Source organism: Tabrizicola sp., assembly GCF_016793705.1.
GTDB lineage: Bacteria > Pseudomonadota > Alphaproteobacteria > Rhodobacterales > Rhodobacteraceae > Tabrizicola.
The window spans coordinates 1-16081 of sequence record NZ_JAEULO010000033.1 but is presented as its reverse complement, the minus strand read 5'-3'; the positions used below and the strand labels follow the sequence as shown (position 1 = coordinate 16081).

The window sequence follows — 16081 nt, the reverse complement described above, 5'->3', positions numbered from 1 at the left end:
GGGGTCTCTCATCATCACGACTGGCTCGACGCGCGGGGAATCAATGTCACAGCTGTAACGGTTTCCGCAGGCGGGCGACGACCCTCTTCCAGCCAACCCAACACCGTTTCCGCCATCCGCCGACCAAAACCGGCGATGTCGGCGTGAAAAACCTCCGGCCGTAGGACGACTGGCCCTGATCGGCGAGCGGTCCGCTCACCGCCTTGTCTTCCGGACCGACTCGGTGGCGCCGCTGCGCAGGTCGAGCTTCTGAAGGTCTTCGAGCAGGTCCAGCAGTTGCTCCAGCCGGTCATGGCCGAACTCGGCCTCGATCCGGCCCAGAATCGCCGCCGACTGCGCGGCATGTGCGTTGACCAATGCCAGACCGGCGGGAGTGATCGCGACAACGGTCTTGCGCCGGTCCTCGGGCGGCGTGGCGCGGGTGATCAGCCCCTCCTCCACCATGGGGCCGACCATACGGGTCAGGCTCGAGAGGAGGAGCACCGCCTCGGCGGCAACCTGGCTCAGCTCTTGCGGACCCTTTTCCTGCAACACCCGCAGCACACGCCACTTCTGTTCGTTGACCCCTGAACTGACCAGCATGTCGCGGACTGGGCCCATGACAGTTTCCCGCGCGCGGAGAAGCGCAATGGGCAGCGAGCGGCGGGTCTGGCGGAAGGCGGGCGCGTCGGTCATGTCCGGCTTATCGCCTGTTTTTCCGGCGGGCTCAACCGCTGCAAAATTACTTGACAAAGCAAGTATCTTGGCGCTGACTGGCGACAGGAGGCCGAGATGCCGCATATACAGATCGACTATTCCGCAAATCTTGAAAGCCGACTTGACGTCGCGGGCCTGTGCCGGGTGCTGCGGGATGCGGCGGTGGCGACCGGGGTCCTGCCCTTGGCCGGCATCCGCGTCCGGGCGCTGCGGGCCGATCATGTGGTGATCGCCGACGGCCACCCCGACCATGCCTACCTCGACATATCCATCCGCCTGCGCGGCGGGCGCAGTGCCGAGGCCAAGGTGCAGGCGACGGAAGCGATCTTCGCCGCCGCCGAGGCCTATTGTGCCGGGGTGATGGCCACCTCCTCCTTCATGCTATCGATGGAAATGCGCGACATCGACCCCGCGCTGAGCCCCAAGGCCAGCTCGATCCGCAACTATCTGCCCGGAGGCACCGAATGACCCTGCAGAGCCACCTGGAACAGCTTGACCGCCATCTGACGCGGTATCGGTCGGGCGGCATCCTGAACCTTATCGATGGCGAGGATTCCGCGGGCGCGGGCGGAGTGTTCGAGACCCGCTCGCCGGTCGACGAAAGCCTGATCGCCAAGGTCGCGCGCGGCACGGCGGCGGACATCGACCGGGCGGCAAAGGCTGCAAAAGCGGCCTTCCCGGCCTGGGCGGCACTGGACGGCGCCAAGCGCAAGGCGATCCTGCACCGCATTGCCGACGGGATCGAAGCGCGGGCCGAGGAAATCGCGCTCTGCGAATGCTGGGACACCGGGCAGGCCTGGCGCTTCATGTCCAAGGCGGCGCTGCGCGGGGCCGAGAACTTCCGCTATTTCGCCGACCTCGCGCCCGGCGCGCGGGACGGCAAATCGCTGCCCACCAAGGACCACCTGAACGTGACCGCGCGCAAACCGATCGGGCCGGTGGGTGTGATCACTCCCTGGAACACGCCCTTCATGCTGTCGACCTGGAAGATCGCCCCAGCGCTGGCTGCGGGCTGCACGGTCGTCCACAAGCCCGCCGAGTTCAGTCCTCTCACCGCGCGGCTTCTGGCCGAAATCTGCCATGAGGCCGGTCTGCCGCCCGGTGTCTTGAATCTGGTCAACGGTTTCGGCGAGGACGCTGGCCGCGCATTGACCGAACATCCCGACATCAAGGCCATCGCCTTCGTCGGTGAAAGCCGGACCGGCAGCATGATCATGAAGCAGGGCGCCGACACACTGAAGCGGGTGCATTTCGAGCTGGGCGGCAAGAACCCGGTCGTGGTCTTCGAAGATGCCGACCTTGATCGGGCTCTGGATGCGGTGATCTTCATGATCTACTCGCTGAACGGGGAACGCTGCACCTCCTCGTCGCGCCTGCTGGTTCAGGAGACGATCGCCAAGGACTTCCACGCCCGGCTGGTAGAGCGGGTGAACCGGATCAGCGTCGGGCATCCGCTGGACCCGGCAACCGAAATGGGACCTTTGATCCACAAGACCCATTTCGACAAGGTCACCTCCTATGTCGACATCGGCAAGGCCGACGGCGCGACTCTGGCTGCGGGTGGCACCCGCGTCGGCGACAAAGGCTGGTTCGTCCGCCCAACGCTTTTCACCTGCGCCACCCCGCAGATGCGGATCGCGCAGGAAGAGGTCTTCGGCCCCTTCCTCACCTCGCTGAGCTTCAGCGACGAGGCCGAGGCGCTGGCGATTGCCAACTCCACCGCCTACGGGTTGACCGGATATCTGTGGACCCAGGACCTGACCCGCGCCCTGCGCTTCTCGGATGCGCTCGAAGCCGGGATGATCTGGGTCAACAGCGAGAATGTCCGTCACCTGCCAACCCCCTTCGGCGGGGTCAAGGCCAGCGGCATCGGGCGTGACGGCGGGGACTGGTCGTTCGAATTCTATATGGAGCAGAAGAACACCGCCTTCGCGCTTGGCAACCACAAGATCCAGCGGCTTGGCGCCTGAAGGGGGAAGGTCATGGGAGAGATCGTACTCGCGGCAAAATGCACGCATGTGCCGACGATGCTGATGTCCGAACAGGACGGCCCGGTGAAGGGCAAGCGGCAGGCGGCCATCGACGGGCATCTGGAAATCGCCCGCCGCGCCAAGGCGCTCGGGGCCGACACCGTGGTGATCTGCGACACCCATTGGGTGATCAACGCGGGCTTCCACATCAACGCCAACCACCGCTTTCAGGGGCTCTTCACCTCGAACGAGTTCCCGCAGTTCATCCAGAACATGCCCTTCGACCATGCGGGCAACCCCGCGCTCGGCGACGCCATCGCCAGGGCCGCGACCGAAGCGGGGGTCTACACCCTTGCCCACCACCTCGACACGCTGGAATGCGAATATGGCACGCTGGTGCCAATGCATTTCATGGGTCGGGAACACCGGATGAAGGTGGTCTCCATCGCCGCCTGGTGCACCGTTCACAGCCATGACGAAAGCCGCGTGATCGGCGAGGCGATCCGCACGGCGGTCGAGGCGAGCGATGCGAGGGTTCTGCTCGTCGCCTCCGGGTCGCTGTCGCACAAGATCTGGCCGAACAAGGACTATGCGGCGAACAACGGCACCTTCACCATCTCCAGCGAGTTCATCCGGCAGGTCGACCTGCATGTGCTGGACATGTGGCAGCGGGGCGATCATGCCACCTTCCTGAAGATGCTGCCGGACTACGCGCAGTTCTGCTGCGGCGAAGGCTCGATGCACGACACCGCCATGCTTTACGGCGCGCTCGGCTGGGACAGCTACACCGAAAAATGCGAGGTCGTGACGCCCTATTTCCCCTCGTCCGGCACCGGCCAGACCAACGTCATCTTCCCCGTCAGCTGAGGACCGTCATGCCCGTCCCCACCCCGAATCTCTACCCGCCCTTCAACACCGTCCGGCTGTCCCATGTGGAATTCGGCGTGACCGATCTTGCCCGGTCCCGCGCCTTCTATGTCGACACGCTTGGCCTCCAGGTGACTGACGAGGACGCCGAAACCATCTACCTCCGGGCGATGGAGGAACGCGGACATCACTGCATCGTCCTGCGAAAAGCCGCGAAGGCCGAGGCGCGCGATCTTGGCTTCAAGGTGTGGGACGAGGATCATCTCGACCGCGCCGCCGCGTTCTTCGCCGCGAAGGGCCTGCCGGTGGACTGGGTGGAACGCCCCTATCAGGGCCGCACCTTCCGCACCCGCGACCCGCTGGGCATTCCGCTGGAGCTTTATGCCCGGATGGACCGCCTGGCGCCGATCCACCAGCAATATGCCCTTTATAAAGGTGTGAAGCCCCTGCGGATCGACCATTTCAACTGCTTCTCTCCCGATGTCGACGCCTCGGTCGCCTTCTGGAACGAGATCGGCTTCCGCGTCACCGAATATACCGAGGATGAGGCGACGGGCCGCCTCTGGGCCGCCTGGACCCACCGCAAGGGCGGTGTCCATGACATCGCCTTCACCAACGGTACCGGGCCGCGCCTGCACCACACCGCCTTCTGGGTGCCGACCCCCCTGAACATCATCGACCTTCTCGACCTCATGTCCACGACCGGCTGGCTGGCGAACATCGAGCGTGGCCCCGGTCGCCACGGCATCTCCAACGCCTTCTTCCTCTATATCCGCGATCCTGACGGCCACCGGATCGAGATCTACTGTTCCGACTACCAGACCGTCGATCCCGACCATGAGCCGATCCGCTGGGACCTGAAGGACCCCCAGCGCCAGACGCTCTGGGGCGCCCCTGCCCCGCGGTCCTGGTTCGAGGAAGGCAGTCTCTTCGCGGGGACCGCCCCGGTGCAAAGCACCCTCGCCGCCAGCCCGATCATCGCACCATGATGCTGGTTTCCTTCACCGCTGGGGGCCGGTCGCACTGGGGCACCACGGCGCCGGGAGGCGTCCTCGCCCTCTCCGACGCCTTCCCGCAATGGCGTACGCTGCGCAGCGTGATCGAGGCCGGGGCGATCCCGCAGGTCCTTGCCGCGGCACGGAACCGCCCCGCAAGCCACCCCGACGGCAGCTTCAGCTTCGACCCACCGATCCCCGACCCGGAAAAGATCATCTGTGTCGGCGTCAACTTTCCGGACCGCAATGCCGAGTACAAGGACGGGCAGGACGCCCCGCCCAACATGTCGCTCTTCATCCGCTTCCCGCGCAGTTTCACCGGTCACGGCCGACCGCTGATCCGCCCACCGGAAAGCCCGCAACTGGATTACGAAGGCGAAATCGCCATCGTCATCGGCACCGGCGGCCGCCGCATCCCGGAAGCCGAGGCCCTCAGCCACATCGCCGCCCTCACCCTCTGCAACGAAGGCACGATCCGGGACTGGGTGCGGCACGCCAAGTTCAACGTCACGCAGGGCAAGAACTGGGACGCCTCGGGTGCGATGGGGCCGGGGCTGGTGCCCTTCACCGACCCCGCGCAGATAACCGACGTCCAGATCACCACTCGCGTCAATGGCGAGGTCCGCCAGCAGGACCGCACCGACCGGATGCTTTTCCCTGTAGCCCGGCAGATCGCCTATATCTCGACCTTCACCACGCTCGTCCCAGGCGATATCATCGTCACCGGTACGCCCACCGGCGCGGGCGCGCGCTTCGACCCGCCGCTCTGGCTGAAACCCGGCGACGTGATCGAGGTCGAGGCCGCGGGCATCGGCATCTTGCGCAACGGCGTCGCGGATGAAAGAACCGGCGCATGACGCCCCGGGAACATCACGCTGCCGCCCTTGCGCTCCTCGACGCCGAGGCAAGCCGCAAGCAGATCGGCCTCCTGTCGCTCGACCACCCCGGCATGACGCTGGACGACGCCTATGCCGTGCAGGCCGAGCTTGTCACCCTGAAGCGCGCCACCGGTCGCAAGCAAATCGGCTGGAAGATCGGCCTCACCTCGCGCGCGATGCAGGAGCAGTTGAAGATCGACACGCCGGATTCGGGCGTCCTCTTCGACGACATGCTTTTCGCCGACGGCGCAACGGTTCCGAAAAACCGTTTCATCCAGCCGAGGGTCGAAGCCGAGATCGCTTTCCTGATGGCCCGCGATCTGTCCGGTGCCCATGTCACCCGCGCAGATGTTCTGGCCGCCACCGCCCATGTCGCCCCGGCGCTGGAGATTCTCGACACCCGCATCCTGCGCAGCGATCCCGCGACGGGCCGCGCCCGGATCATCACCGACACCGTCAGCGACAATGCCGCGAACGCGGGCATCGTCCTCGGCGCCCAGCGTCACACGGTGCATTCCTTCGATCTTCGCTGGGTCGGGGCCATCGTGAAGCGTGGAGGCGTCGTCGAGGAAACCGGCCTCGGCGCCGGTGTTCTCGACGATCCCGTCACGGGAATTCTCTGGCTCGTGCAACGGCTTGCGGTCTACGGTCAGGGCCTGAAGGCGGGGGAGATCGTTCTGTCCGGCAGTTTCGTCCGCGCCATCGAGGCGCCTTCCGGCAGCCGGTTCAATGCCGATTTCGGCCCCTTCGGTTCGGCCTCCATCAGCTTCGAGTAACGCCATGCCCGCACCCGTCAATCATCTGAAAAGCCGCCTTGCCGCCGGGGAAACCCTCCATGGCTGCTGGGTGGGCATGGCCGATCCCTATGCCGCCGAAATGGCCGCGACCTGCGGCTTCGACTGGCTGCTGATCGACGGCGAGCATGCGCCGAATGACCTGCGCTCCACCATGGCGCAGTTGGCGGTGATAGAGCCATCGCCCAGTCTGCCCGTCGTGCGGCTGCGTGACGACGACCCCGCGCGGATCAAGCAGGTGCTGGACGCGGGCGCGCAAAGCCTGATGATCCCGATGATCGAGACCGCCGAGCAGGCACAGCGCGCCTTGCGGGCGACCCGATATCCCCCCGATGGTATCCGGGGAATCGGCTCCTCTCTCGCCCGTGCCTCGCGGTTCTCGGCTATTCCAGACTACCTGAAGACCGCCAACGACCAGATCTGCCTGATCCTGCAGGTCGAAAGCCGCACCGGTCTGGCCGCACTGGACGACATCCTGGCCATTGACGGGATCGACTGCGTCTTCATCGGCCCTGCCGATCTTGCGGCCGACATGGGCCATCTTGGGAATGCCGGCCACCCGCAGGTTCGCGCGGCCGTTCTGGACGCGATTTCGCGCATCGCCGCCTCAGGCAAGGCCGCCGGGGTGCTGTCCACCGAGGACGCCTTCATCGCTGATTGCGTCAAGGCCGGGGCGCGGTTCGTCGGCGTCGGGATCGACGTTCTGGCCTATGTCGGCGCGCTTCGCGCGCGGGCGAAGCAGTTCATCCGCTGAGGCCCCTCGTCGCGGGCGGTTCCGAGGAGAAGCCGAAGGCGCACGACGAGGCGCTCAGCCCGGAACCAGCGCCAGGGCCCGGATCGGCGAACCCGTCCCGTCCTTGATCTTCAACGGCGTGGCGATCAGCACCGCACCTTTCGGCGGCAGCTGGTCGAGGTTGCACAGGCTCGCCAGCCCGAAGCAGTTGTCCCGGTGCAGGAAATTGTGCGCCGGGAAGGGCGGGCTGAACTTTCCGGCCATCCCCGCATCGGTGCCCACGCATTGCGTGCCCCAGCCGACGATCCCCTTGCCGAGAAGATAGTCGATGCAATCGGTCGAGGGCCCCGGCGAATGCGAGCCGTCCTCGTAGGGGTCCGGGTCCTCGTTCAGGAACAGCTCTTCGTCATCGCTGCGCTTGTCCCAGTCGGTGCGCATGACCACCCATTCGCCGGGACCGATTTCGCCGTGCCTCGCCTCCCATTGCTTCACATGGGCGGCGGTCAGCAGGAAATCCGGGTCTGCGGCGGCCTCGGCCGAACAGTCGATGACATTCACCGGCGCGATCAGGCGCTGGACCGACAGGGTGTCGGTGAAGCCGTCCGGGTGGTCCTTGCCCGAAAGCCAGTGGTGCGGCGCGTCGAAATGGGTGCCGGAGTGTTCGCCGAGCTCCAGCCAGTTCCAGGCCCAGAACGGCCCGTCCTTGTCGTACTCGCTGATCCGGTGGATCGCGACCTTCGGCGTGTTCCGCGCCAGGTCCTCGGGTAGCCGCAGGATCGGGGTTCCGGGTCCCAGTTGGGCGGTCAGGTCCACGACCTTCACTCCGCCTCCCTCGAGGCCCGTGGCGAGCGCGACCAGCACCTCGCTCGCGCCCCTGGTCGAAGCCTCCCCCTGCCCCGCAAAGCGGCGGCGGCGACGGGTCATGATGTCCTCGATCAGATCGAAGGTCGCGTCGACCGCCCGCTCCTCGGTCACGAAACCGGGCGAGAGGCGCAGGATCGGGCCGCGGAAGTCGACCGAATAGCCCTCGACCCCCAGGGCGCCGACGCAGGCGGCGGCCTCGGCCTTGTCGGGCATGTGCAGCATGACGGCGCCACCCCGCTTGTCGGCGTCGCGGGGGGAGTGGAGCGGCAGGTCCAGCCGGTCGGCGCGGGCGATGATCCGGTCGACCAGGCGGCGGTTGTGGGCGGCGACGTCGCGCAGGTCCTGCTTCGCGAACCACTCCATCGCCGGGAGGGAAGCGATGGCCGCGACGGACCCCGGCGTGCCGCTGTCGAAGCGGCGGATGTCGGGGGCGTATTCGAACTTGTCGAGGTCCCAGGAGAAGGGGTTGTTCTGGCTGAACCAGCCCCGCGCTTCTGGCTGGAGAGTGGGGATCAGGTCCTTGTCGGCGTAGAGGATGCCTGCGCCGGGCGTCCCGCAGAGCCATTTCAGGCTGGTCGAGACGACGAAATCCACCTTCGGGTTCATCGCGTCAAAGGGCATCAGGCCCGCGCCCTGGGTGATGTCGGCGACCATCAGGCTGCCCATCGCCCGCCCGTGGGCGACGAGGGCGGGGTAGTCCATCTTCGACGAGCCGATCGACGTGACCCAGGTCAGGAGGGCCAACCCTACATCGGGGCCCCAGTGGGCGAGGAAGTCGTCCGTTTCCACCCAGGCGCGGCCTTCGGAGAGCGGGACGGTGGTCAGGGTGAAGCCCATCTTCGGGGCGAGGCCTGCGAGGAGGAAATGGACGGACGGGAAGCAGTCGGCGGAGGCGAGGACCCGCTTGCCACGCAGGGACCCTTCCGGCAGGGACCGCATCAGCTTCTGCATCCCCTCTGTCACGTTGTCGACCGTCGTCAGGCTGCCTTTCGGGACGTTGATCAGGCGCCGCCAGCGGTCGATGAAATCCTGCCGCTTCCGGAGGACATACCCCCACTGTTTGTCGTTCGGGGCGGCCCAGACTTCGGAGAACTCGGCCATCGCGCGGGTGAGGTCTTCCTCCTTGCCGGGATAGATGCCGATGGAATGGTAGAGGAAGTATCCCCCCTCGGTGGTGTTGCGGGTCATCTGGACGGCCCCTCCCCGGCCTTGGGGCTGGAGAGTGCCAGCGGGGCGGGAGGGGTGCAAGCGGGTTTGGTGTCCACCGTGGACAAAACCGGATGATCGTTTGAAAGCAATGGTTTGATCGTGGGCGTTCAGGATTTCTTAAGATGTTCGCCAGGCCATCCGGCGGCCTCAGTGATGGCGAAGATCTCGCCCGCCCGCACGTCCACCGTACCGTCGGGGTGGACCTTGAAATCCGTCGGCAGGCCCGCAGCGCGACAAAGCGCAAGACCTGCAGCGCAGTCCCAGAGGCCGCCAACACGGGGCTCGATGTAGCCCTTCAGGCGGCCGGTCGCGACCAACATCAGCGAGAGCGCGCAGGAGCCGAGGAGGCGGGGGGCATAGCCTGCGGCTTCGCAGGCGGCCTCGGTGGCGTGGCGGTCGGCGGCGGGCCAGCGTGGGTTGCGACCGAGGCCGATACAGGGCGGATCGGTCGCGCGGGAACCGGGGGCGAGCCCGGTTTCGCGCAAGGCGCCGCTGGTGTCGCCCGCCGCCATCAGGCCCAGCGCGGGGGCGAAGATACCACCGGCGACGGGTTCTCCGTGGTCCATGAGGCCGAGCGAAATGGTCCAGAACGGCAGGCCGGAGAGGAAGTTCGACGTGCCGTCGATGGGGTCGACGGCCCAGAAACGGCCCTTGGGCGTGCCCCCGAGTTCTTCGCCGAGGATGCCGTCGCCGGGGAAATCGTGGGTCAGAAGACGGCGGAGCGTGACCTCGACCGCGCGGTCGGCGTCGGAAACAAGGTCGCCGGGGGCCTTCGCCTCGACCGCGCGCTGCTGGAGGGTGTTGAAGAAGCCCGTGGCCTGGGTGCCGGCTTCGATGAGGATTTCGGTCAGGCGGTCGAGCATGGATGTCGGGAGCCTCGGTGCGGGATGGGGCCGAGCATAGGGGTGGCGCGGAGGCCTGCCCAGACTTTTGGCGGCGATCCTGTGGCGGGCGTTGCGGCCTCCGGCGGGGATATTTGCGCCAGTATGAAAGGATGGGCCCGGCAGACCCTGTATTGTGCTTGGGGAACGGGGCGCGCCTCCGGCGGGGATATTTGAGGCAAAGATGAAAGGGTGAGGGAAAGCAGCCTCGTTCAGGGTTGGAGCGGGTTTGCGGCGATGCGGGGTGATAGGGGCGGGCAGACGTCCGGGAGTTGGACTTGCCGGGAAAAGAGGAACGGCTAGGGGCCGGGGTCGAGTTGGAGATGGCGCGGGGTGCGAAGGGATTGTGCCCTGGCCCGCGGGGCACGACGCTGGCAGCCTCTTCGTTCGATTTCGTTTCCTCGTCGGGGAGGCCACCCCGAGGAGGATGAAGTCGCAGTCGCGGGCGACCCGGTCAGCCCTGCGGGACGTTGACCACGATCCCGTCCAGCGCCGGACCCATCTTCAGCTGGCAGGAGAGGCGCGAGGTAGGCTGGCGGCCAGCCTCGGTGATATCGAGCATGTCTTCCTCGAAGGGGCTGGGTTCCCCTGCCCTTTCGGCCCAGCCGGGGTCGACGACGACATGGCAGGTGGCGCAGGACATCGAGCCGCCGCATTCGCCGATGATGCCGGGAACCCCACGCTGCGTGGCGGCCTCCATCAGGTTGGTGCCCTCGGCGACGTCCAGGGTGATTTCGCGGCCATCGGCCAGTTTCCAGGTGGCTTTCATCGCAAACCCTCAGACATACCAGATGTAATAGTCACGCAGTGCCGCGCCTTCGAGGCCCTCGGTCTTCGTGACCTCGATCCGTTTCATGAACAGGTGATGTTCCACCAGTTCCGGGCCGAGCGCGGCGGCCAGCGCGGTGTCGGCCTCAAGGTCATCCATGGCTTCCGCAAGCGAAGCGGCGACGCCATAGCCCGCATCGGTACGGTCGAAGCCGTCCCCGGCCTCGGGCTTGGGCAGGTCGTAGTGCTTTTCCAGACCCAGCAGCCCGGTTTGCAGCAGGGCGGCCAGTGCGGTGTAGGGGTTGCAACTGGCGTCGGCCATCCGGTGTTCGAGGCGGGTCTTCGGGCCGCCTTCCTCGGACACGCGGACGGTGACGCCGCGATGGTCTCCGCCCCAGTTGCACCAGTAGCCGGACATCGAGGCCGGTTGCAGCCGCAGGTAGCTGCCGACCGTAGGGGCGAGGAGGCCCGCAAGGCCCTTGTGGTGATGGAGCCAGCCCGCAACGACGCCCTTCGCGAGGTCGTTCATGTGGTCGGGGCCGCCTTTCGGGCCTGTCATCAGCGCGTTCTTGCCCGCCTTGTCGGCGAAGGAAAGGTTGAAATGCAGGCCCGAGCCACCCTTTTCCAGGACCGGTTTCGGCAGGAAGGTCAGCAGGATGCCGTGTTCCAACGCCACTTCGCGGGCCATCTGGCGGAAAAGCACCATCTCGTCGATGGCCTTGACCGCCTCGTCATAGGCGAGGGTGAATTCGTATTGCGGGGTGTCGTATTCTGCGGTGATGAGTTCGAGGTGGAAGCCCGCCTCCTCGGCCCGTTGCCAGATCGCGTCGGTGAAGCCTGCGGGGTCGGCGAAGGGGCCGGTGCCGTAGACGATGCCGCCGGGGGCGTGCATGGGGGCGAGCGCGCCGTCCTCGGCGATCTCGAAAGCGTAGGCTTCCAGTTCGACACCGACTTTCGGGGTCAGACCCTTCGCCTGCCAGTCGGCAACCGCGCGTTTCAGGGCTGACCGGGGGCAGAGCGGGATGCGGGCGCCGTCGCTGTCATAGAGGTCGCCGGTGACGACCTTCGTGTCCGGTTCCCACCCGTCGCGGATTTCCTCTGCCACCCAGCGCAGTTCCATGTCCGGGATGCCTTCGCGGCATTTGGTATGCGGGGCGTCGAGGATCAGGTCCTTGTCCCAGTGGACGCTGAATGTGGGCCGCGCCATCCGCGTGCCGTCGGATTTCAGCTTGGCGGCCGGCAGGTATTTGCCGCGCATCAGGCTGAGATGGTCGCAGAACATCGCTCGCAGGCGTTCGGCCATGTGTTTCCCCCCGGTTGATCTGATCGGTTATTGCAGCGTCACGCGGACCGGCAGGCTTTTCAACCCGGCGACGAAGTTCGAGCGCAGGAATTTCTGCTCGCCCGCCGGTTCGATCGACTTGATCCGCTTGGCAAGTTCCTCGAACAGCACGCGGACTTCGAGCCGCGCCAGCCACATGCCGAGGCAGAGATGCGGGCCGCCCTGCCCGAAGGCGAGGTGCTTGTTCGGAGTGCGGGCAAGGTCGACGCGGAAGGGCTGGTCGAAGACGGTTTCGTCACGGTTGGCCGAGGCATACCAGTAAAGCACCTTGTCGCCGGCCTTGACCTGTTTTCCGTGCATGTCGAAGTCGCGGGTGGCGGTGCGGCGGAAGTAGCTGGTCGGGCTGGCCCAGCGGATGATCTCGTCGGCCATGGTATCGTTGACGGCACCGGACTGGATCAGCGGAAGAAGCTCGGGCTGATGGGCAAGCGCCTGGAGGCCCGCGGCGATGGAATAGCGGGTGGTGTCGTTGCCTGCAGCGACGACGAGGCAGAAGAAGTTGCGGAACTCGATCTCGGGCATGACCGAGCCGTCATGGCCGGGTTGCAGGATCATGTGCAGGACGCCCGAGGTGTCGCCCGCAGCTTCCTTCCGCTTCATCAGGTCCTTGGCGTAGACGAAGAGTTCCGCGCCTGCCGGCGAGTTGAAGGGCATCATGCGGAATTCGTCGGTGGTCAGCTTGTCGAGGACATGGGGGGTGAAGTCGGGGTCGGTGTTGGCGATGAGGGCATCGCCCTTCTCGACCAGCCAGGGCAGGTCCTCGTCCGGCAGGCCGACGATGCGGCCGAGCATCCGCATCGGCAGTTCGCGGGCGATTTCCTTGGTCGCGTCGAAGGTTACCCTGGCCAGCGCTGTGTCGAGGATGGTGGTGCAGAGGTCGCGGATCGCCTGCTCGAAGGTGGCGATGACGGGTTTGGAGAAGGCTTTCGCCACCTTCACCCGGGTCATCATGTGTTCGGGCGGGTCGGTTTCCTGGAAGGTGCGGCGGGCGAGGTATTCCTCGTAGCTCTGGTCCTCCATCCGGATGCCGCGGGCGGAGGACAGGAGGTCGGGCTTGCCGTTCAGGGAATGGATGTCCTCGTGCCGGGTGACGGACCAGAAGCCCTGGCCCTGGGCATAGTCGGTCCAGTGCATCGGGTCTTCACGGCGCAGGCGCGCGAAGGTGTTCTGCGGAGCGCCATGGCTGAAGGTGTCGTGGCTGGTGAGATCGGCGAACCCGTCGTCGGTGGGTGTCCAGACAGTCATCGATTCCTCCCTTGCCCTGCGGCTGGCTTTGTATAATGATGAACGTGTTAAATATGTAAAGGGAAATCTCATGCATATCGCGGTGCTGGCGACGAACACCGATGACAGCGATTTCGCCAGTCGGCATCCGCGGGATGTAGAGAAGTTCCGGGCGCTGATGCATGGGGTGCGGCCGGAGTGGAAGATCACGGCCTTCGACCTGCCGAAAGGCGAATTTCCCGTGACGCTTCAAGGGTTTGACGGGGCGTTGATCGGGGGCAGCCCGTCCTCGGTGCATGACGAGGATGCCTGGATCGAGCGGTTGTTCGGGCTGGTCCGCGCGGGCTTTGCCGCAGGCGTGCCGCTGGTCGGGGCCTGCTTCGGGCATCAGGCGATTGCCAAGGCGCTGGGGGGGACCGTCGGGCCGAATCCTGACGGGTTCGTGCTGGGGACGGCGGAGACGGAGGTGATCGCTGCTGCCCCGTGGATGGAGCCGGTTTCGCGGTTCCGGCTAGCGGCGGCGCATGGGGAGCAGGTGACGGGGCTGCCGCCGGGTGCAGAGATCGTGGGGCGCTCGGACGGGTGCCCGGCGGCGGCCTACCGGATCGGCGACAAGGTCTTTGCAACGCAGTTCCATCCGGAGATGACGCCCGGTTTCCTGGCAGCGCTGGTCGAGGAGTTCGCACCGAAGTTCCCGCCCGAGGTGGGGACGGCGGCGCGGGCCTCGCTGGCGCTGCAAGCGGAAGGGCCGCGCTTCGCCAAGTGGATCGCGCGGTTCTTCGAGGCGAACCGGGACTAAACTTTCGCGAGAATTAAAGACCTAGGACAGGGCGGCCAGCAGATCCATGGCGGTCACCTGGTCGAACTGGACATGGGACTGCATCAGCACCTCGGCCCCCGCAGAGTCCCGGTCGGTGATCAGCCGGGCAATGGCGCGGTGTTCCTGCGCCGATTTCGGGATCGCGCCCTGGAAGCGATACCGCGCGCGATAGTAGGCCAGCAGGCGGCGCGCATTGGTCTTGAGGCTTTCCAGCAGCACGCCGTTGCCGGAGGCGATGGCGACGCAGGCGTGGAAGCGCAGGTTCAGCTGGTAGTAGCCGTCGGGGTCGTCGGTCGGGCTTTGCGCGGCTTTCGCCTCGCAGGCGCGGACGGCGGCTTCGAGGTCCTCTGCCCCCTGCCGGGACAGGCGGCGGGCGGCAAGGCCCGCGGCCTGCCCTTCCAGCTTGGCATGGACTTCGAGGATCGCGAGGAATTCTTCCAGAGTGGGCCGGAAGATCGCGGCCCCCTTGCGCGGCAGGCGGCGGACAAGGCCCAGCGCCTCGAGATACAGGATCGCCTCGCGCACCGGAGTGCGGGAGATGCCGTGGGACTCGCTGAGGTCCGCCTCGTCCAGCACATCGCCGGGGTTCAGTTGGCCAAGGTCGATCCGGTCCAGGATGTGCTGGACCAGGGTTGGGATCTGTGGACCGGCGAAGGGGATGGACATGGACTCTCCTTTGGCGCGACCTTGCCATGGGCGGTGCGGCGCGTCGATGACTTCGTCACCTCTCGCCGGGATCATCCGACGAGAAGACGAAGTCGCACGAGGAGGGGCTGGTCAAAGGCCGCAAGCAGAAGCCATTTCGGCCAGACGGCGATCTTCGAGCGCCAAGAACTCGGGCGGGGGTTGCTGGGCGATCAGGAAATCGAGGAAGGGGTCGATCACCTGGGTGCGCCTGCCTGACAGGGTTTCCAGGATTGCCTGTCCGCAGAAGGGGACATAGGCCTCGGAGTATCCGCCTTCGTGGACCATGACGAGACGGCCGCTGCAGAGTCTGTCGGCGGTCCGCATCATCCTTTCGGTCATCGCGCGGTAGGTATCGGAATGCGCCAGCATCCGGGCCAGCGGGTCAAGCGCATTGGCGTCGAGGCCGGAGGCGACGACGATCAGGTCCGGCTTGAACCGCTGAAGGGCGGGCAGCACGATCCTGTCCATCGCCGCGAGATAGCATTCGTGCCCGCCGCCGGGCAGGAGAGGGATGTTGATGTTCACCCCCTGCCCTGCGCCCTCGCCGCGTTCGGTGGTCGCGCCGGAGGTGACGGGGTAGCAGGCATTCTGGTGCAGCGAGATGGTGAGGGTGTCGGCGCGATCCCAGTAGATCGCCTGGCTGCCGTTGCCGTGGTGGACGTCCCAGTCGATGACGGCGACCTTGCCAAGGTGGTGGCGGGCGCGCATTTCCTCGATGGCGATGGGGATGTTGGCGAGAAGGCAGAAGCCCATCGGGAAATCGGGCAGGCAGTGGTGGCCGGGCGGGCGGGACAGGGAATAGGCGTTCTGCCACTGGCCGGTCAGCACCTTGTCCATTGCATGAATGGCAAGGCCGGTAGAGAGGGTGGCGATCTCGAAGGAGCCCTTGCCGAACGGGGTTTCCTCGCCCAGCATGCCGCCATCGGCGTCGGAGAGGCGCTTGAATTCGCTCAGGTAGCTGGCGGGGTGGATGCGGCGCAGGGCCTCGTCGCTGGCCTCGGGCGCAGTTTCCACGGCAAGGTGGCGGGAAAGGCTGGACACGTCGAGCAGGTTCTTGAAGCGGCGCTTCGTCTCCGGGCTTTCGGCATGGCCCCCGACGGCGAGGGGCTGGATCCAGCCGCCGGGCTTCAGAAACAGCGCGGCCTCGCCCGTCGTGTGCCAGAGCGTGCGTTCGTCGAAGCAGAAGCCGGTGGTCATAGCGATGCGAAGCCTGCGTCGAGCGCGGAGAGGATGGTGGTCGCGTCGGCCTCGGTGATGACGAGGGGTGGCGAGAGGATGATGTTGGGGCCGGAGACGCGGACCATGGCGCCCGCCTCGTAGGCCTTGGCCTGGACCTGGCCGGGCTGCGCCTTC

At 66.3% G+C, this 16081-nt stretch carries 16 protein-coding genes and 1 pseudogene; 8 read left to right on the top strand and 9 right to left on the bottom strand.

Annotation, left to right across the window (positions count from 1 at the left end):
- Positions 1-195: 195 nt before the first annotated feature.
- Positions 196-675, bottom strand: a complete 480-nt coding sequence (locus tag JNJ68_RS07125) for a MarR family transcriptional regulator (protein ID WP_294980715.1) — start codon at positions 673-675, stop codon at positions 196-198.
- Positions 676-771: 96 nt separating this feature from the next.
- On the opposite strand from JNJ68_RS07125, the gene JNJ68_RS07120 reads away from it, so the two are divergent.
- From JNJ68_RS07120 to JNJ68_RS07090, 7 genes are read left to right on the top strand one after another with little or no spacing between them, the layout of a single operon-like run.
- Complete coding sequence (locus JNJ68_RS07120; RefSeq protein WP_294980713.1) at positions 772-1164, top strand: 5-carboxymethyl-2-hydroxymuconate isomerase; 393 nt, start codon at positions 772-774, stop codon at positions 1162-1164.
- Positions 1161-2666 (top strand): 5-carboxymethyl-2-hydroxymuconate semialdehyde dehydrogenase, encoded by a 1506-nt coding sequence (gene hpaE / locus JNJ68_RS07115; RefSeq protein ID WP_294980711.1) that lies wholly within the window; start codon positions 1161-1163, stop codon positions 2664-2666. Before JNJ68_RS07120 ends, hpaE begins: the two co-directional genes overlap by 4 nt.
- A 12-nt stretch (positions 2667-2678) precedes the next feature.
- The gene (gene hpaD / locus JNJ68_RS07110; protein ID WP_294980709.1) at positions 2679-3533 is read left to right on the top strand and encodes a 3,4-dihydroxyphenylacetate 2,3-dioxygenase; all 855 of its coding nucleotides are present in this window, start codon (positions 2679-2681) and stop codon (positions 3531-3533) included.
- Between the two features lie 8 nt (positions 3534-3541).
- Entirely contained in the window at positions 3542-4522 is a 981-nt protein-coding gene (gene hpaD, locus JNJ68_RS07105; protein WP_294980707.1) for a 3,4-dihydroxyphenylacetate 2,3-dioxygenase, read from the top strand.
- Entirely contained in the window at positions 4519-5385 is an 867-nt protein-coding gene (locus tag JNJ68_RS07100) for a fumarylacetoacetate hydrolase family protein (protein ID WP_294980704.1), read from the top strand. Before hpaD (JNJ68_RS07105) ends, JNJ68_RS07100 begins: the two co-directional genes overlap by 4 nt.
- On the top strand, positions 5382-6182 hold the full coding sequence (gene hpaH / locus JNJ68_RS07095) for a 2-oxo-hept-4-ene-1,7-dioate hydratase (protein WP_294980702.1): 801 nt from the start codon (positions 5382-5384) through the stop codon (positions 6180-6182). Before JNJ68_RS07100 ends, hpaH begins: the two co-directional genes overlap by 4 nt.
- A 4-nt stretch (positions 6183-6186) precedes the next feature.
- Positions 6187-6954: an HpcH/HpaI aldolase/citrate lyase family protein gene (locus JNJ68_RS07090; protein WP_294980699.1), complete on the top strand. Its 768-nt coding sequence runs from the start codon at positions 6187-6189 to the stop codon at positions 6952-6954.
- Between the two features lie 54 nt (positions 6955-7008).
- On the opposite strand, the gene JNJ68_RS19445 is transcribed toward JNJ68_RS07090, so the two are convergent.
- The 5 genes from JNJ68_RS19445 to JNJ68_RS07060 form a co-directional block, all read right to left on the bottom strand.
- Entirely contained in the window at positions 7009-8985 is a 1977-nt protein-coding gene (locus JNJ68_RS19445; RefSeq protein ID WP_363165547.1) for an aminotransferase class V-fold PLP-dependent enzyme, read from the bottom strand.
- A 128-nt stretch (positions 8986-9113) separates the two neighbouring features.
- Complete coding sequence (locus JNJ68_RS07075) at positions 9114-9869, bottom strand: inositol monophosphatase family protein (RefSeq protein WP_294980698.1); 756 nt, start codon at positions 9867-9869, stop codon at positions 9114-9116.
- 472 nt (positions 9870-10341) lie between these two features.
- Positions 10342-10656 carry a 2Fe-2S iron-sulfur cluster-binding protein gene (locus JNJ68_RS07070; RefSeq protein WP_294980695.1) on the bottom strand — a complete coding sequence of 105 codons (315 nt, stop codon included), beginning with the start codon at positions 10654-10656 and terminating at the stop codon, positions 10342-10344.
- Between the two features lie 9 nt (positions 10657-10665).
- A complete protein-coding gene (locus JNJ68_RS07065; protein ID WP_294980693.1) occupies positions 10666-11958 on the bottom strand; it encodes a glutamine synthetase family protein in 1293 nt (430 codons plus the stop codon).
- Between the two features lie 27 nt (positions 11959-11985).
- Positions 11986-13242: a cytochrome P450 gene (locus JNJ68_RS07060; RefSeq protein WP_294980691.1), complete on the bottom strand. Its 1257-nt coding sequence runs from the start codon at positions 13240-13242 to the stop codon at positions 11986-11988.
- 70 nt (positions 13243-13312) lie between these two features.
- Here JNJ68_RS07060 and JNJ68_RS07055 point away from each other — a divergent pair, with 70 nt between their 5' ends.
- Positions 13313-14020, top strand: coding sequence for a type 1 glutamine amidotransferase (locus JNJ68_RS07055; RefSeq protein ID WP_294980689.1), 708 nt, complete (start codon positions 13313-13315; stop codon positions 14018-14020).
- A 21-nt stretch (positions 14021-14041) separates the two neighbouring features.
- On the opposite strand, the gene JNJ68_RS07050 is transcribed toward JNJ68_RS07055, so the two are convergent.
- The 3 genes and pseudogenes from JNJ68_RS07050 to JNJ68_RS07040 all read right to left on the bottom strand — a co-directional run.
- Positions 14042-14707 carry a GntR family transcriptional regulator gene (locus JNJ68_RS07050; protein WP_294980685.1) on the bottom strand — a complete coding sequence of 222 codons (666 nt, stop codon included), beginning with the start codon at positions 14705-14707 and terminating at the stop codon, positions 14042-14044.
- A gap of 111 nt (positions 14708-14818) precedes the next feature.
- Positions 14819-15925, bottom strand: coding sequence for a class II histone deacetylase (locus JNJ68_RS07045; protein ID WP_294980683.1), 1107 nt, complete (start codon positions 15923-15925; stop codon positions 14819-14821).
- Positions 15922-16081: pseudogene (locus JNJ68_RS07040) on the bottom strand (aspartate aminotransferase family protein); the annotation flags it as partial. The pseudogene JNJ68_RS07040 and the gene JNJ68_RS07045, both read right to left, overlap by 4 nt.

Excerpts from the sequence above, each read along its gene's own strand:
- JNJ68_RS07075 (WP_294980698.1), bottom strand. The coding sequence starts at position 9,869 with ATGCTCGACCGCCTGACCGAAATCCTCATCGAAGCCGGCACCCAGGCC.
- JNJ68_RS07125 (WP_294980715.1), bottom strand. The coding sequence starts at position 675 with ATGACCGACGCGCCCGCCTTCCGCCAGACCCGCCGCTCGCTGCCCATT.
- JNJ68_RS07050 (WP_294980685.1), bottom strand. The coding sequence starts at position 14,707 with ATGTCCATCCCCTTCGCCGGTCCACAGATCCCAACCCTGGTCCAGCAC.
- JNJ68_RS07100 (WP_294980704.1), top strand. The coding sequence starts at position 4,519 with ATGATGCTGGTTTCCTTCACCGCTGGGGGCCGGTCGCACTGGGGCACC.
- JNJ68_RS07055 (WP_294980689.1), top strand. The coding sequence starts at position 13,313 with ATGCATATCGCGGTGCTGGCGACGAACACCGATGACAGCGATTTCGCC.
- JNJ68_RS07065 (WP_294980693.1), bottom strand. The coding sequence starts at position 11,958 with ATGGCCGAACGCCTGCGAGCGATGTTCTGCGACCATCTCAGCCTGATG.
- hpaD (WP_294980709.1), top strand. The coding sequence starts at position 2,679 with ATGGGAGAGATCGTACTCGCGGCAAAATGCACGCATGTGCCGACGATG.
- JNJ68_RS07120 (WP_294980713.1), top strand. The coding sequence starts at position 772 with ATGCCGCATATACAGATCGACTATTCCGCAAATCTTGAAAGCCGACTT.
- hpaE (WP_294980711.1), top strand. The coding sequence starts at position 1,161 with ATGACCCTGCAGAGCCACCTGGAACAGCTTGACCGCCATCTGACGCGG.
- JNJ68_RS07090 (WP_294980699.1), top strand. The coding sequence starts at position 6,187 with ATGCCCGCACCCGTCAATCATCTGAAAAGCCGCCTTGCCGCCGGGGAA.
- hpaD (WP_294980707.1), top strand. The coding sequence starts at position 3,542 with ATGCCCGTCCCCACCCCGAATCTCTACCCGCCCTTCAACACCGTCCGG.
- JNJ68_RS07070 (WP_294980695.1), bottom strand. The coding sequence starts at position 10,656 with ATGAAAGCCACCTGGAAACTGGCCGATGGCCGCGAAATCACCCTGGAC.
- JNJ68_RS07045 (WP_294980683.1), bottom strand. The coding sequence starts at position 15,925 with ATGACCACCGGCTTCTGCTTCGACGAACGCACGCTCTGGCACACGACG.
- JNJ68_RS19445 (WP_363165547.1), bottom strand. The coding sequence starts at position 8,985 with ATGACCCGCAACACCACCGAGGGGGGATACTTCCTCTACCATTCCATC.
- hpaH (WP_294980702.1), top strand. The coding sequence starts at position 5,382 with ATGACGCCCCGGGAACATCACGCTGCCGCCCTTGCGCTCCTCGACGCC.
- JNJ68_RS07060 (WP_294980691.1), bottom strand. The coding sequence starts at position 13,242 with ATGACTGTCTGGACACCCACCGACGACGGGTTCGCCGATCTCACCAGC.